Annotated in this window: 16 protein-coding genes and 1 pseudogene; 9 read left to right on the forward strand and 8 right to left on the reverse strand. The window is 62.8% G+C overall.

The window, feature by feature from the left end; translation table 11 throughout:
• Positions 1–429 precede the first annotated feature (429 nt).
• Positions 430–819 carry a PilZ domain-containing protein gene (locus tag MKL11_RS18275; protein WP_243945911.1) on the forward strand — a complete coding sequence of 130 codons (390 nt, stop codon included), beginning with the start codon at positions 430–432 and terminating at the stop codon, positions 817–819.
• Positions 820–839: 20 nt separating this feature from the next.
• The gene (locus MKL11_RS18280; protein WP_243945913.1) at positions 840–1,868 is read left to right on the forward strand and encodes an HD-GYP domain-containing protein; all 1,029 of its coding nucleotides are present in this window, start codon (positions 840–842) and stop codon (positions 1,866–1,868) included.
• 38 nt (positions 1,869–1,906) lie between these two features.
• Here the strand turns inward: MKL11_RS18280 and MKL11_RS18285 are convergent, their stop codons facing one another.
• Complete coding sequence (locus tag MKL11_RS18285) at positions 1,907–2,152, reverse strand: hypothetical protein (RefSeq protein WP_243945915.1); 246 nt, start codon at positions 2,150–2,152, stop codon at positions 1,907–1,909.
• A 424-nt stretch (positions 2,153–2,576) separates the two neighbouring features.
• Here MKL11_RS18285 and MKL11_RS18290 point away from each other — a divergent pair, with 424 nt between their 5' ends.
• Together MKL11_RS18290 and MKL11_RS18295 are read left to right on the forward strand one after the other, a co-directional pair.
• Positions 2,577–4,304: a putative bifunctional diguanylate cyclase/phosphodiesterase gene (locus tag MKL11_RS18290; RefSeq protein WP_243945917.1), complete on the forward strand. Its 1,728-nt coding sequence runs from the start codon at positions 2,577–2,579 to the stop codon at positions 4,302–4,304.
• A gap of 30 nt (positions 4,305–4,334) precedes the next feature.
• Positions 4,335–5,282, forward strand: coding sequence for a BLUF domain-containing protein (locus MKL11_RS18295; protein ID WP_243945919.1), 948 nt, complete (start codon positions 4,335–4,337; stop codon positions 5,280–5,282).
• A 4-nt stretch (positions 5,283–5,286) separates the two neighbouring features.
• On the opposite strand, the pseudogene MKL11_RS18300 reads toward MKL11_RS18295, so the two are convergent.
• Positions 5,287–5,562: pseudogene (locus tag MKL11_RS18300) on the reverse strand (hypothetical protein); the annotation flags it as partial.
• 65 nt (positions 5,563–5,627) lie between these two features.
• Between MKL11_RS18300 and MKL11_RS18305 the strand changes: the two are divergent.
• Entirely contained in the window at positions 5,628–5,810 is a 183-nt protein-coding gene (locus MKL11_RS18305) for a hypothetical protein (protein WP_243945921.1), read from the forward strand.
• Positions 5,811–6,384: 574 nt separating this feature from the next.
• Here MKL11_RS18305 and MKL11_RS18310 read toward each other — a convergent pair.
• Entirely contained in the window at positions 6,385–6,567 is a 183-nt protein-coding gene (locus MKL11_RS18310; RefSeq protein WP_243945929.1) for a hypothetical protein, read from the reverse strand.
• Between the two features lie 234 nt (positions 6,568–6,801).
• On the opposite strand from MKL11_RS18310, the gene MKL11_RS18315 reads away from it, so the two are divergent.
• On the forward strand, positions 6,802–7,074 hold the full coding sequence (locus MKL11_RS18315) for a hypothetical protein (RefSeq protein ID WP_243945931.1): 273 nt from the start codon (positions 6,802–6,804) through the stop codon (positions 7,072–7,074).
• 314 nt (positions 7,075–7,388) lie between these two features.
• Complete coding sequence (locus tag MKL11_RS18320; protein ID WP_243946127.1) at positions 7,389–8,459, forward strand: hypothetical protein; 1,071 nt, start codon at positions 7,389–7,391, stop codon at positions 8,457–8,459.
• A gap of 39 nt (positions 8,460–8,498) precedes the next feature.
• Here the strand turns inward: MKL11_RS18320 and MKL11_RS18325 are convergent, their stop codons facing one another.
• Positions 8,499–8,852: a methylamine utilization protein gene (locus tag MKL11_RS18325; protein WP_243946129.1), complete on the reverse strand. Its 354-nt coding sequence runs from the start codon at positions 8,850–8,852 to the stop codon at positions 8,499–8,501.
• Positions 8,853–9,116: 264 nt separating this feature from the next.
• Here MKL11_RS18325 and MKL11_RS18330 point away from each other — a divergent pair, with 264 nt between their 5' ends.
• Positions 9,117–9,326: a hypothetical protein gene (locus tag MKL11_RS18330; protein WP_243945933.1), complete on the forward strand. Its 210-nt coding sequence runs from the start codon at positions 9,117–9,119 to the stop codon at positions 9,324–9,326.
• A gap of 67 nt (positions 9,327–9,393) precedes the next feature.
• On the opposite strand, the gene MKL11_RS18335 is transcribed toward MKL11_RS18330, so the two are convergent.
• On the reverse strand, positions 9,394–10,593 hold the full coding sequence (locus MKL11_RS18335) for a flagellin (RefSeq protein ID WP_243945935.1): 1,200 nt from the start codon (positions 10,591–10,593) through the stop codon (positions 9,394–9,396).
• Positions 10,594–10,760: 167 nt separating this feature from the next.
• On the opposite strand from MKL11_RS18335, the gene MKL11_RS18340 reads away from it, so the two are divergent.
• Positions 10,761–11,165 carry a flagellar biosynthesis repressor FlbT gene (locus MKL11_RS18340; protein WP_243945937.1) on the forward strand — a complete coding sequence of 135 codons (405 nt, stop codon included), beginning with the start codon at positions 10,761–10,763 and terminating at the stop codon, positions 11,163–11,165.
• An 80-nt stretch (positions 11,166–11,245) separates the two neighbouring features.
• Here MKL11_RS18340 and MKL11_RS33155 read toward each other — a convergent pair whose 3' ends face one another.
• From MKL11_RS33155 to MKL11_RS18350, 3 genes are all read right to left on the reverse strand, one after another.
• Entirely contained in the window at positions 11,246–11,374 is a 129-nt protein-coding gene (locus tag MKL11_RS33155) for a hypothetical protein (protein WP_279600580.1), read from the reverse strand.
• 84 nt (positions 11,375–11,458) lie between these two features.
• Positions 11,459–12,403, reverse strand: coding sequence for a hypothetical protein (locus tag MKL11_RS18345; protein WP_243945939.1), 945 nt, complete (start codon positions 12,401–12,403; stop codon positions 11,459–11,461).
• 344 nt (positions 12,404–12,747) lie between these two features.
• Positions 12,748–13,452, reverse strand: coding sequence for a hypothetical protein (locus MKL11_RS18350; RefSeq protein WP_243945941.1), 705 nt, complete (start codon positions 13,450–13,452; stop codon positions 12,748–12,750).
• Positions 13,453–13,650 lie beyond the last annotated feature (198 nt).

The raw sequence follows: 13,650 nt of genomic DNA on the forward strand, positions 1-13,650 counted from the left end.
ACGCTGACCTCCGCGACGGCGCGCGCGAGGGTGTGGCTCAGATCGACCTGTTCATCCACCAGGCAGAGCGCTGCAGGTCGAAGGCTGAGCAAAGTCGACCGGCTATCTGATCCCGCTTCCGCGTCCTGAAGCTGCTGTTCCGGAGACAGATCTTCGATGCTGTACCGAGGTGGCAGAATAATCGCTAAGGTATAGGCAGGTTGTAAACCGTTCCGGTGCTACTTTCCGTTACGTCCAGACGAGCAGACAACTTTCATGCTAGATAGATTTAGAATTACAACTAAGGGTAGATATTGCCTGTCTGGCTGTGAGGACGTGCAGTGCCTCGCCGACGTGTCCGCCTCTGACTTCATCGAGCTACGCCGCCTGACACAAGGCCCCCTCCCTCAGGCTGGAGCGCGCGTAATCTGCTACCTCGATGACCTCGGGATGCTCGACGGCGTCGTGGTCCACGGGCGGCCCGATGGCTTCGTCTTTCAACTCGTGGCCAACGCCGAGCGCCGGTCCCGGATCGAGGCGCGCCTGGAATGGATGCGCAATGCCGACGACCGCGAGGATCAGCGCAAAGCCGCTCGCATCGTTCCAGTACACCGCGATGTCAGGATCGCGTCGCAAGGCGCCCGCACGGGCGAAGCTTTCGTCACCGACTTGTCCATGACGGGGGCCGCTCTGGTCCTCGATAGGAGGCCTCAGGTCGGTGCGACGGTGACGGTGGGTAAGCGCTACGCGACGGTCGTGCGGCATACCCCCGACGGCGTCGGCGTGGCGTTCCGTATGCCGTTCGGCCCACTGACCTTCAACGAGCGCGTGATCCTCTGACGGCAGACGAGGGATAGGCGATGGGCCAGCTTCTGCTGATCACCGACGACATCCAGCGCGGCAGGCGCCTGTTGCGGGATCTCGGCACGCGCCGACCGTGCCACGTCCACGATTTGTACGATGATGCAATGCCAGCCCTAGATCCCGCCCTGATCGTCAGCGATGTCGAGGCGCTCACCTCCGAGGCCATCGTTCGCTTGCGCCGCACCCTGGCTCAGCTCAGGGACGAGGGTGTCCCATACCTGTTCCTCGTGCACGGTAACGCCGCCCGTTCAGAAGCTCAGGCGCAGGTTCTTGGCGCGACTGCTACGGCCGGGGTGTCCCAGATGCTCGGCGCTCTGGAACGTCTGCAGGGAGCATCGATCCCAGCGATCGTCCGAATGCGGGCTGCTGAGGCTCGACAGTTCTTCCAGCACGCCTTGTTCTCCGGCCAACCGATCACGCCCGTCCTAGCCGATGCCGGTACCGATCTGGTCGTGCGTGCTGTCTGTGACACCGGCATCTATGACTGGGTCCGCGCGGTTCAGAAGTTCGACGATGCCACGCATCAGCACTGCCTGCTGGTCGCAGCTCTCGCCGCGGCGTTCTCAGGGGCGCTTGGGCTTCGTCCGACCGACCGTCACCACCTGACCCGAGCGGCCCTGCTCCACGATGTCGGTAAGGTTCATGTCCCCATCGAGATCCTGAACAAGCCGGGCCGTCTCACCCATTCGGAGACGGTGGTCATGCGCACGCATGCGGAATGTGGTCATGCCATGCTCGTAGGTGCAGGGTTCGATGACAGCCTGCTGGCGGCCGTTCGCTCCCATCACGAGATGATCGATGGGACCGGCTACCCCGACGGTCTCCGGGGACGGGAGATCCCGGACTTTGTGCGCTTGGTAACGGTCTGCGACGTCTACGGGGCGCTGATCGAGCGTCGTCCCTATCGGACATCCATGTCTGGCCCGGACGCCTACGACATTCTGCAGAGTATGACCGGGCAGTTGGACGACGATCTAATCCGAGCGTTCAAGCCGGTTGCTGTAGCGTTCAAGCCGGCGTCCTAAGGGTTGCACTTGAGCTGCCATCGTTATGAGGCGTGCAGCTAGTGTACGTGAATGGTGAGCTTCATCTTTGGGTGGATGCCGCACTGGATGATGAAGTCGCCAGGCTCCTTTAGGGTCAGCGTCGCCTGTTTGCCCGGCTCTTGGTCGCCGGCGTCGAACGCGAACCGATCGGCCTCAATGAAGGCGTGGTGGATCGCGCTGTCGTCACCGTTGACGAGGGTGATGGTGTCGCCCCTGTGCAGGAACAGGTCGGTTGGATCGTAGTGCCTTCCCTTCTGCAACACGATACGGACGATGCTAGAGAGACTGGCTTGGGCAGGTCCGAGTGCGAGCAACACTGCCAAGAGTGTAATAGGCAGGCCGAGGCGAACGGCGCGGTGTAGATTGTAAATAACCACAGACACACCCTGTATAAATCAATTTTTGTAGTCTAGATCTAGCATAATTCGTCTGCACATTTCCTAACTAATTTTCGTATTTAAGCTCAAGTATCTTAATGCTTCGCGCTCAATTTGCAGGATGAATGGCATTTTTGCGTAAGTCGTAACATAACTTTAAGCATGCCTAAACTCGGGTCGATGCGCTAAGCGTAGGAGACATGGAATGAAGCTACTGGCATGCACCTCAAATTAAAACATTCGTGCCTATAAGCGTGCTGTTCGCTACCTCATGTGCTGCTTGACAGCCTTACTCTAGGGCCTTCCTGCGATGAGCGCTGATCTGCATCACATCGGCGCGGGATCGCGGAAGGTGGTGCCACCCACGGTCCGATCAGATCCGAGTGCTGCTCCGCGTTTGACCTGGAACCGGTATCTCGACGTTATCCGGCACGGCTTATTGATGATGGACGCCTCCGGGCGGGTCGCTATCGCTACCGGCCCAGCCGAGCGTCTGCTCGACAACATGAATGCCGAACGGACGGGGAAACTTTCCTCCAGGCGATTGCTGCATGCCCTGTGCATGAGCGTTTCGCAATCGCGGCGAGAAATCTTCCAGACCCTACGAGGCGCACGCGACTTCCAAACCACCGCTTCGTTCGAGGTAACCCGCCAGGATCACACGCTACACGTCGAGATCCGTTCCGTCGCGGGTGAAGGCTGGGTCGCAACCCTGGAGGATGTCAGCGCACGCAAGGCGAGCGAGGCGCGCGCAGGCGAGTTGGCGCGTCTCGATCCTCTCACGGGTCTGCCAAATCGCCTGCTGTTGCGAGAGCGTCTGGCAGAAGCTCTGGCCCGATTGCAACGCACTGGCGAGGCTTGCGCTCTCCTCCTGATCGATCTGGATCGGTTCAAGCCCGTCAACGACACGCTTGGCCACCCGATCGGGGATGCACTTCTCGAGAAGGTCGCCGACCGTCTGCGCTCAATCGTGAAGCCCGCCGACACCGTAGCTCGGATCGGCGGTGATGAGTTCATCATCCTGCAAACGAGCATCCGAGAAGCTGCCGATACACAGGCGCTGGCCCGACGCATCGTCGATCTGATCAGCCGGACTTACATGGTCGAGGGTCACCTCCTGACGATCGGGGCGAGCGTCGGCGTAGCGCTCGCGCCCGTTGACGGAGTCATGGCGGATAAACTGCTGAAGAACGCCGACCTCGCCTTGTACCGAGCCAAGCTCGATGGGCGCGGGACGTACCGCTTCTTTGAGCCGGAGATGGACGCGCGCATGCAGGCGCGCCGCCGGCTTGAACTTGACATGCGTCAGGCGCTCGCGAGACGCGAGTTTCAGCTTCACTATCAGCCACAATTGCAGCTCGACGACGATAGGCTGATCGGTTGCGAAGCTCTGATCCGCTGGAAGCATCCAGAGCACGGGATGATCTCGCCGCTCGATTTCATCCCGCTGGCGGAGGAGATCGGTCTGATCGTGCCGATCGGCGAGTGGGTCATTCGTCAGGCCTGTCGCGATGCGATGACGTGGCCCACAGGGATGTCGGTCGCTGTGAACGTCTCCCCTGCTCAATTCAAGAGTGATCGGCTGGTCGAGACGATCATCTCGGCACTCGCCAGCTCAGGTCTCTCAGCCAAGCGGCTGGAGGTCGAGATTACCGAGGGCGTCCTCCTGCAGGAGAGCGAGAAAACCTTGCAGACGCTCCATCGGCTGCGTGAGCTCGGGGTCCGCGTCTCGATGGACGATTTCGGCACCGGCTACTCGTCATTGAGCTACCTACGCAGCTTTCCATTCGACAAGATCAAGATCGATAGGTCCTTCGTGAAGGATCTATCGGGCAAGCCCGATGGGGATGCGATCATTCGGGCGATCGCAGGCCTCCGCAAGAGCTTGGGCATGACGACAGTTGCCGAAGGCGTGGAGACGCCGGAGCAGATGCAGCGCATTCGCGATGAAGGCTGCACCGACGTGCAGGGATATCTTATCAGTAGGCCGATACCGGCGGATGATCTTTTGCAATTCATCGCGAACTATAAACCATAATCCTGAGTCACCCAACTTATTGGATGCCCCATGAGCGAACTCTATCGCCTCGTTTATGCCAGTAAAAACCTGTTTCAGGGATCGGAGGCTGAACTGACGGCCGCCGTCGGGCAGATCCTTGCCTCATCGCAGCGCAACAACGCGCGGTCGGATGTGACCGGCGCCCTGATGTTCAACAGCGGCGCCTTCGCCCAGGTTCTGGAAGGACCGCGACAGGGAGTCGAAGAGACCTTCGAGCGGATCCAGTGCGATGATCGCCACGGCGACGTGACGGTTCTTCAGTGCGGGCCGACGGAGAGCCGGAGCTTCGCGTCCTGGTCCATGGCCTTCGTAGGCGCGTCCACCGGGGGGCAAGCACGCTTCAGCCGTCTCGCGGCCGAGAGCGGGTTCGACCTGTCCAGGCTGGACGGCGATGCCGTGTTCACCATGCTGCATGAGCTGGTGCTAGAGGAAGAAGGCGTGCCTCTCGCGCTCGCTGCCGCTTCGCCCATCAAACCAGCCCAGGTTCATCCTCCAGCAGGGCTAGATGTCGAGCAACTGAAAGCAGAAATCGCCGAGCTACAGCCGGCGGCGCTAGCCACACGAGCGTCATCATCGGTGAGCCATCAGCGGACTGCCGAGGTCGAAGGTGGTGGGCCACAGTCCCGCCCCATCCGCGATGTGACCCTATCGCCGAAGAGAGCGACCGACGCTGCCCTCTGTGTGCTCAAAGCGGCGCTTGTCAGTGAGCGGCAACGCACGAGCGATCTACGGACTGAGATAGACACGTTGCAAGTTGCGTTGGCATCGAGCGAGGATCAGCTTGCTGCCATGCGGGCAGAACGGGATCGTTGGGCAGGGCGTGCGCAGCTTCTCGCGACGGCAATGGCCCAGGAAGCTGGTACCACCCAGATATCGGCTCATCGCGTCGGCTCGTTTGAAACCTCGTCCAACGGACAGGCTAGTTTGAAGGACGATGCTAACGTTTTAGCCGCTTAAACACGTGATCCTGATGGGCAGCGGCAAGGGCGATCCTGGTTCGGCTGGCGCGGCCGAGAATATCGGTGCCGGACCTGACCCGGATCCGGCGCCCCCATCCATCGCGCCAGCTGCCGGCCTCAGCATCCCACCAGCGCCCGTCACCGAGGTGGTAGACCATTTGCCCGTGCGGCCGTCCGCAGCTCTCACACCGGCCCTGCGCCCGGCCGAAGCGGATCGCCATCGACAGCTCGCGCCAGTCGATCGGATAGAAGAAGCGGTGCTCGGGCCAGATCGGCATGACGGCGGCACTGTGCCACCAGGTGTGAAAGAAGCGTAGCGGTAGGATGCCCCTACCTACCGCTCATGGACCTGTCCGACCTCGAATTCTGGGCGCTCCTAGCCATCGCCATCCTCGGCCTGTTCGTGCCGGTGATCATCGTGTGGTGGAAGGGCCGCCCGATCATGCCGATCGCAGTGCTGAGCCTCGCGTTCTGGCCTGGGGCGCTGATCCTGGCGCTGCGGTTGCGACGACGAGGGGATCTATAATCATCGCAAAACGCCGGGCGGAGCCAATTCTGCTGTCTGCTGAAGAAGGCCTATAACTTGGGCTTCGCTTGCTGCTCATTTCAGCTCGGCTCGCCTACGTAATTAATACGCAGTTAACCAACATAAATGACGCTCTTGGACGTCCAGCAGCTTCCGCAGATCAGGAGCTGCCTCTCAGCCTCTCTCATCGGCAACGAACCCATGGCTCTCGGGTACGTCATCGCGCTCGCCCTGATTGGGGCGGGCTCAACCCTGTTCGTCATGGGCATCCTTCGGATGCGCCAAGAGGCCATGGTCCGAGCTGAGGAGCTCAAGAACTTCCTCAAGACCGGCGTATCTCCGGTCAATCCATCCCCCCTCACGATCACGCCGCACCCCGCGGCACGGAGGCGAGAGGAAACTCTGACCCTGAGCGCACCCCGTTCGCCTCAAGCTGAAGCTACTCGCGCACTTCGGCGAGCCTACGATGACACCTGCGCTGCCTCAGCCGCGGCCTGATCGGCTATCTTGAGGATTGGCTGACGACCTAGGATGCGCGGTTGATCATCTGGATGCCTCAACCCGCCTGGCCCAGCTATGGCATGGCATTCTCGACGCCCACGGCCAACAGTCTGAGCTGACTGGTCGAGAACATCCCAGTCGTATCATCGGCGTTTCGGGCCTCATCGGCCCACTCGGTATACAGCTCGATGCCGATCATCAGTGTGCCGCATAAGCTCGCTACGACAACTGCGATCCAAAACAATGTATCCAGCATGGTTGTCCGATCCGAGGTTCTTAAGAACCAATTAACGGACGTGGTTAAAGGATCGTTAACCTGCGTAGGGGAAGCTGCCGTCAGCGACCGGCCCTGAGCCAAGCGTCGGAAGAGCAGCACCGCCCCCTGGGTGACACGGTGCGGCCTTGCCGGCGCAGTCGCGCTGATCGGACACGATTGCGGCCAAGCTTGAGCCCAGCTAGACGCGCTGCCTCGGGGTGTGCGGGAGCGGGAATGAGCGATGTCGTAGCCGCTTTGCTCCTCGCCCTGGCAGCCGAGAATGCCGGGCTGCGCGAGCAACTGGCCTCGGCTCAGGACATGCTCGTCGAGACCGCCATCGACGCAGGGAATCTGCACGCCCTCGTCGATGCCCTGCGGACCGAACGTGACGCATGGCGTGAGGAAGCGGAGCGGCGCGCACGCTGGAGTCCTCGGACGGCGCAGCCACTCAATCACCAGCTGCGTGGTCTCCCACATGAATACAACTTTAGCGCGATTGTCTGTTAAGATTTATCAGACTACGGTTGTGCAGCGGGATGGCGATGGCGTCGCGGTCTCGTAGCCCTTTCAGGGCGCTTCCTCCCTAGACTTCGGGCCGCTCCCTCGGGGGTGGCCCTTTTTCTGTCTCGGGTCCGATGCCTCGACACACGGAGTGGAAAAGGCTCTGTAGTGGCCAAGCGCCTGTTCCTGACCTCATATTCCGCTTCAAGCAGCTCTATTAACCAACTCGTAACATTCGTTAATAGCTCGTTGACGAGAAGCTCTGCCTTGTGAGGAAATACGTAGGCGGGTCGGTGCCCGCCACGTCCTTCGAGGTCATCATGGTTCGGGTCTCGGCGCTCAGGCTCACGCGTCGCCTGGGTACGCGCGCGCTGGCAAGCCTCGCAGCCCCACCCCTGGCCCTCATCGCCGGGACGAGCTCCGCCAGCGCTCACGTGAAGTGGTTCTGCGCCTACGACGTCGCCGGTCAGCCGCGCGGCCTTGAGCAGGTGCTGTGCGCTGACTTCGAGTGGCTCGCCGGTCTGGCCATCCTGTGCCTGATGTTCGGGTGCCTGGCCGAGGGGACACCGCTCGGGGGCGCCCTGCTCAATGCCCTCGACCGGGTGACCAGCCGGATCCGGGCCGACACCGAGCTGCTGGTCCGCGCCACGCTGGGCTTCTTCTTCATCTCACTCTGGGAACTTGGCGGGATCATCCTGACCCCGGAGCTCAAGACCGACGTCGCCTGGATCCCGTGGTTCCAGCTCGCGCTCGCCGCCTGCCTGATCTGGCGACGGACCATGCCGATCACCGGGCTCGGCATCGTCTTCCTGTTCAGCTTCGCCACCGCGCAGTACGGCGTGTTCCACCTCGCCGACTATCCGGTGTTCCTCGGTGTGGCCGTCTATCTCATCTGCCAAGGCCTCAACCTGAAGCCCTTCGGCTTGCGCCCGCTGGACATCGTGCGCTGGACCGCTGCCATCACGCTGATGTGGGCCTCGGTCGAGAAGTGGGCCTACCCGCAGTGGACCGATCCGCTGCTCGCCGCCAAGCCGCAGATGACCATGGGCGCGACCCCTGAGCTGTTCATGCAGGCCGCCGGCGTCATCGAGTTCACCCTGGCCTTCGCGCTGCTCTGGACCCCGCTGGTCCGGCGCGCCGCGGCGATCATCCTGGCAGCGATTTTCGTCTCGGCGGTGTTCGAGTTCGGCAAGGTCGACGCGATCGGCCACTCCGGCATCATCGTCGTGCTGCTCGGTATCGCCGCCGACGATGCGCGGGCCGCGGTGCGGATGCGCGATGCAGCATGGGCACCGGCCTACTACGGCGGCGCGCTCGCGATCTTCCTGGCGCTGTACTATGTCGGTCACGAGGCCCTGTATGAGGGCTTGGTCAGCCTGCCGGTGATCTAGGGCGAGGAGGCCGGTAGCTGGGTTTCAGCGGTGATCCGTCTACCGCACGTGGACGGCGAGCTTCATCTTAGGATGGACGCCGCACAGGACGATGAAATCGCCCTCCTTCGGGAAGGTGATGACCGCCCTGGCACCAGGCTCGATGTCACCGGAGTCGAAGGCGAACTCATCGTCCTCAATGTAGGCGTGGTGGACGAAGTTACCGTCGTCGTTGACGATGGTGACATGCTCCCCGGTGTGCAGGGCGACATCGCGTGGCCCGAACTGCTTGCCCTTCTGCGATATGAGATGGTCCGCGTCTGGCAAGCCGGCGATGGCGCTACTGGCTACGGTCAGGGAAACTGCGGCACACAGCATGAGTGTCGGAAATAATTTCCGGATGTTGTTCAGCATCTGCGCCACCACAGATTTTCCGATCGTCTGGGCGGATATTAAATTTAGCGCGTTAATGGCGGCCGAAAATATTGCGTATCCTCAGTGAGATAACGAGGATGTGATCCGACTGGGTGTAGAGCCAAGAGGAAGCTGCGGCGCGCAATTCGGGAGTTCTGTTGTGGACGATGCCCGCACCCATTGGGACCGACCCAGTATCCTTGTCGACGCGGTAACCAAGCCAACTCTACGCCTCGCTTCCTGGATGCGAGAGGTAGGTGCCGAATGGGCGATGACGTAGCAGCGCTCCTGCTCACCCTTGCGGCCGAGAACGCCGACCTGCGGCAGCAGCTCGCGACCGCCCAGGACATGTTGATGGAGACCGCGATCGACGCCGGGAACCTGCATGCCATGATCGAGGCGGTGCAGGTCGAGCGCGACGCTTGGCGGGACGAAGCCGGGCGATTGAGCGGACGAGGAAAGCAATACGCCTAGTCCAATGGCCCAGACGCAAACGGCCGGGGTGATGCCCCGGCCGCTGTGTCGACGATGATGCTGACGCTTACCGCAGCAGCTGCAGGATGCCCTGCTGGGCGGTGTTGGCCAGCGACAGAGCCGAGATGCCCAGCGACTGGCGGGTCGACAGAGCCTGCGAGTTTGCAGCCTCCTGGTTCAGATCCGCCGCCGTGAGGTTCGACGAGCCGGTATCCAGCACGTTGATCAGGTTCTTGCTGAAGTCCTGACGGTTCTGCACGACCGACAGGTTCGAACCGAAGGTCGACGCGTCGGAACGCAGTTGGTTGCCCGCGCTTGTGAGACTGTTCAAGGTCGTATTGATGTCAGCGTTGAGCAAGAAGTTGCCCTGACTGACGCCGCCGGCCCCAGAGACGGCGGTAATCGCTTTGAGCTTTAGACCGCTTGAAGTCTCATCGGTCGCGGTGACCGTCAGGTTCGAGTTACCCTTCGGATTGAAGTTGATCGTCAGGTTGTTATTGGCACTAGCACCGTTGATCAAGTTCGTGCCGTTGTAGCTCGAGTCACCGGCCAGCTGATCGATCTGGGTCAGCAGGCTGTTGTACTGCGTCGCCAGGGAGGTGCGGGTTGATACACCCGAGACGCTCAAGTCGGAGCTCTGGGCGACCGCGGTCGCGGGCGAGCCCGACGTACCGTAGGTCGTGCTCGAGCCGGTGCCGTTAGCAAAACCAAGCGCGGTCTGACCAGCTGCTGTTGCGAATTCAACGTCCGAAGACGCGTTCATCACAATCTTGGTGCCGTCAGTGCTCTTCGAGAAGCTGCCGGCGCCCACGGCGGTGTTGAGCTTGGTGATGGCCTGATCGATCGTATCACCCGAAGAGAGAGCAGCGCTCGTCGCTGCGCCGTTGACGAACAGGCCGACAGTGGTGCCGCCGCTGCCGGGAGCCGCGTAGGCCGTCGAAGCGGTGCCGGTGGTGGTGATCTGGGTGGACAGCGCCTGGTTGGCGACCGACTTGGCCTGATCGACGAGCTTCTGGATCGAGGTGATGCCCTGGTTGGCGGCCTGGATCGACTGGATGCCGTTCGAGATGCCATCGAGCAGGTTGCCGAGATCGCCCGAGCGCTGGCTGAGTGACTGGGCGGTGAAGAAGCTCACCGGGTTGTCGAGCGCCGAGGAGACTTTCAGGCCGGTGGAGAGCCGGTTCTGGGTGGTCGCGGTCAGCGAAGCCGTATCCTGCAGCGACAGCAGGTTCTGGCGGGTGGCGGCAGTGAGGGTGACGCTGGACATAGGAGCGGTCCTTTTGGGCGCTATAAACCGCCGTATTGGCGGCAACCACGGTCTACGGCCCAGCTCATTGCCGACAACTTAAATCGATCCGCGAAATGGCGTAGTCGTTAGAAGATCATTAACAATTGGTGTCTCACGCTGCGCAAATTGAGAAGAAGGATCAAATCATGGGCTTACGCCTGAGCCTGAAACCTTATGAGCGCCTAATTATCAATGGTGCCGCGATCCGTAATGGCGATAGACCCGTGTCGTTTCTCATCGAAAATCAGTGCAAGTTTTTGCGCGAGAGCGAGATTATGCACGAGAGTGATGCGGATACGGATTGCAAAAAACTTTGCGTTACGCTTCAGGTCATGTATCTCGTAGATGAGCCTGCGACTACAATCGAACTGTTCTTAGCACAAGCGCGCGAATTGATCGCTGTGGAGCGTAGCTTTGCTCCATATCTCCTAAAAATTCAGCTGGAAATTGAAGCCGCACAATATTACAAAGCGATCAAGCAGGGTCGAGAGTTGATTGCATACGAACGCAGCCTCCTGGATCGTCCTACCGCGAAAACTAACGCTGCCTGACATTGAAGTGAGGTCTGACGCCTCAACGCCTAACCTCGCTGCCGCCATCCCCCGCCCATGCCCGCGCAGCACGGCCATACCTACGATCCGCGCGCTTGGCCGCCCACGCCGGCATTCCGCAGCATCCCATAGAACTTGCCCGGGTCGAACATGGCCCGCGCCTGCTGCAGCGAGATCGGCCGGCCGCCCGGCGCCTCACCCCCGGGCATTCCGCCCGCCTTCTGCTGCCCCCGCTTCTGCTGACCGCCGGTGATGCTCTTCAGGGCGTTGCCGATCTGCGCGTAGGAGCCGGGCTACTGCTGAGGCTGAGCGGCAGGGTCGGTCGAGAACCCTGTCGGCGGGGGAGCAACCGCGAGCGGCTGGGCCGACAGCGCCGCGATGCCCGGGGCCGGAGAAGCCTGTCCCGGCACGGCAGCCCCCTGACCGACGACACCACCGAGCCCGAAACCGCCCTGCTGAGCCGTCGACCCCATCGAGCCGCCGCGAGGCGCCGAGACCCCCGGCAGCGCCTGCCCGCCCGCGAAGCTGTTCGCGTAGGCCTGCGTCGTCGCCAGCCGGGCCGCGTTCTCGCCACCGGGGCGGTTGTAGCCCGCGAACTTCCAGGCGTCCGCCATCAAGGCGTTGGCCTCCTGCGGGCTCTTAGCGTTCTGCAGGGCGCTCGTGAGCTGCGGGTTCTCAGCCAGCGTGAACTTCGCCTGCGCCACCACCGGGTCGGATGCGCCCTGCGTGAACGCCTTCATGTTGGCGAGGCGGTCGGCGCGCCACGACAGGATGCCGCCGGACTGGCCGGCCTGACCGCTCTCACTCGGGTCGAACCACGATCCGGTGATGTTCGAGGGTGAATACCGGCTCTCATGCTGGGCGTAGGCGGCGACCGCGCCAAGGCCGTTCGGGTTCGTCAGACCGACCTGCTGCAGGGTCGAGATGAACCGGCCGCGGATGTCATTCGGATCCGGCGTCGCCGCCTCGGCGCTGTTCGGCCCGAGCATGGACAGGAGCCCGGTGGCGGCTGCCTGTGCCCCAGGCTGGACCACGGGCGTCGGCGCGCCGGTCGGTGGGGTCGCCGGGGCGGGCCCTGAGTACCCTGGCGGCGTCGCCTGCGGCACGTCCTGGGCGGCCGGAGCCTGGGCGGCCTGCTGTGCCTGCTGCTGCTGCAAGAACTGCTGCAGGGCCGGGCTCAGCGGGTTCTGGTCGTCGCCACCCGCGAAGGAGGGCAGGGAGCCGAAGCCGATGCTCATGCGGAATGCCCCATGGTTGCGAAATCCGGCCCGCTGGTGGGCGCGGCGGGAATACGGGTGCCGTCGTGCAGTTTCAGGCCGGCGCCAGCCCTGGGCCAATTCAGCCGAGATTTGCGGCTATCGACAGAATGACGGGTCGAGGCCACATTCACCGGCATGCGCCGCGCGGCTGAGATCCTGACCACTCTTGTGCTGTTCGCCATCGTCATGACGGCGATCGGGTGGGCATTGGGCGCAACCGTGCCTGCCGGGATTGACTGGCTATGGGACCGCATCGGCGGCACGGCTGTATGGACTGTACTTCTCACGATCTGGCTCGCCGCTGGCGTCTACGCATGGCGCGGTCACCGTCCGAAGGCCGGCAAGGCCATCGGTAGGTAAGGCCGGGCCCGGTCCGACTGGGACAGCAGCGCTGCCTGTCCGCCGCGGGCCGCTATGTTGCTCAGAGCCGCCGCACGCTGCTGCGTCACCCCGCGCGCCTCCAGCGCTGCCAGCAAGGCGTTCAGCCGGTCGCCCTGGGTCATCGTCACAGCATCCGCCAGTTCGCGGTTGCGGGCGATGTCGGCCGACTTCCCGACCGCGTTGATCCCGGCCTTCGCCACGCGCCCAGCCTGAGCCAGAGCCCAGCCCTGCGGGCCGCCGATCGCACCGGCGACCGTCCCGCCGAAGTCGTCGCCCAGCGTCGTCCGGGGAGCGACCCGCTCGGCGGCCTGGCTGCGCTGCGCGGTCTGTGAGCCCTCCACGATCCGGCGGTTGGCCTGGTCGAACGCGGCCTCGCGGTTCACCGCCCCAACGACACGGTCGACGGGAGCCTGCCCGTGAAGCTGGGCGAGGTTGGCGGCATTCCACCCGCCCTCGCCCTGCAACAGGTTCTGCATCGCCACGAGGTCGTTGCGCCGGGTGCCGACGGCCTGGTCGATGGCGCCCCGGGTGCCGATCGCCATGGCATCCTGTTCGCCCTGGGTCAGGTACGAGCACAGGCCGCTTTCAACGAAGTAGGCGTATTCAATCGGCTGATGCGGGTCGAGCACCGTCTTATGTAGCCGCAACGGCACCCGCTCCAGTGCGCGAGAGAGACCAACGAAGTCGTCCGCGGGCAGCGTGGCGAGGAGACGGTTACGGACCGTCGACTGCTGAAGCTGGAACAAAAGCTCTGCTTCCGATCTAGGCCAGGGCAGGCTTCATCTCACAGCCGCTCGCGCCCCGAGGCGATGGCGAACGGTACGCCACCTTCGCACAGGATAGGG

Origin of the sequence: Methylobacterium sp. J-077 (assembly GCF_022829365.1) — a bacterium.
Lineage (GTDB): Bacteria > Pseudomonadota > Alphaproteobacteria > Rhizobiales > Beijerinckiaceae > Methylobacterium.

Bases quoted from the DNA above. Each gene is read 5' to 3' on its own strand.
- MKL11_RS33155 (WP_279600580.1), bottom strand. From the start codon at position 11,374: ATGCCCGGGGGTGAGGCGCCGGGCGGCCGGCCGATCTCGCTGCAGCAG.
- MKL11_RS18275 (WP_243945911.1), top strand. From the start codon at position 430: ATGCTCGACGGCGTCGTGGTCCACGGGCGGCCCGATGGCTTCGTCTTT.
- MKL11_RS18335 (WP_243945935.1), bottom strand. From the start codon at position 10,593: ATGTCCAGCGTCACCCTCACTGCCGCCACCCGCCAGAACCTGCTGTCG.
- MKL11_RS18310 (WP_243945929.1), bottom strand. From the start codon at position 6,567: ATGCTGGATACATTGTTTTGGATCGCAGTTGTCGTAGCGAGCTTATGC.
- MKL11_RS18305 (WP_243945921.1), top strand. From the start codon at position 5,628: ATGGACCTGTCCGACCTCGAATTCTGGGCGCTCCTAGCCATCGCCATC.
- MKL11_RS18295 (WP_243945919.1), top strand. From the start codon at position 4,335: ATGAGCGAACTCTATCGCCTCGTTTATGCCAGTAAAAACCTGTTTCAG.
- MKL11_RS18325 (WP_243946129.1), bottom strand. From the start codon at position 8,852: ATGCTGAACAACATCCGGAAATTATTTCCGACACTCATGCTGTGTGCC.
- MKL11_RS18345 (WP_243945939.1), bottom strand. From the start codon at position 12,403: ATGAGCATCGGCTTCGGCTCCCTGCCCTCCTTCGCGGGTGGCGACGAC.
- MKL11_RS18290 (WP_243945917.1), top strand. From the start codon at position 2,577: ATGAGCGCTGATCTGCATCACATCGGCGCGGGATCGCGGAAGGTGGTG.
- MKL11_RS18280 (WP_243945913.1), top strand. From the start codon at position 840: ATGGGCCAGCTTCTGCTGATCACCGACGACATCCAGCGCGGCAGGCGC.
- MKL11_RS18315 (WP_243945931.1), top strand. From the start codon at position 6,802: ATGAGCGATGTCGTAGCCGCTTTGCTCCTCGCCCTGGCAGCCGAGAAT.
- MKL11_RS18340 (WP_243945937.1), top strand. From the start codon at position 10,761: ATGGGCTTACGCCTGAGCCTGAAACCTTATGAGCGCCTAATTATCAAT.
- MKL11_RS18320 (WP_243946127.1), top strand. From the start codon at position 7,389: ATGGTTCGGGTCTCGGCGCTCAGGCTCACGCGTCGCCTGGGTACGCGC.
- MKL11_RS18330 (WP_243945933.1), top strand. From the start codon at position 9,117: ATGGGCGATGACGTAGCAGCGCTCCTGCTCACCCTTGCGGCCGAGAAC.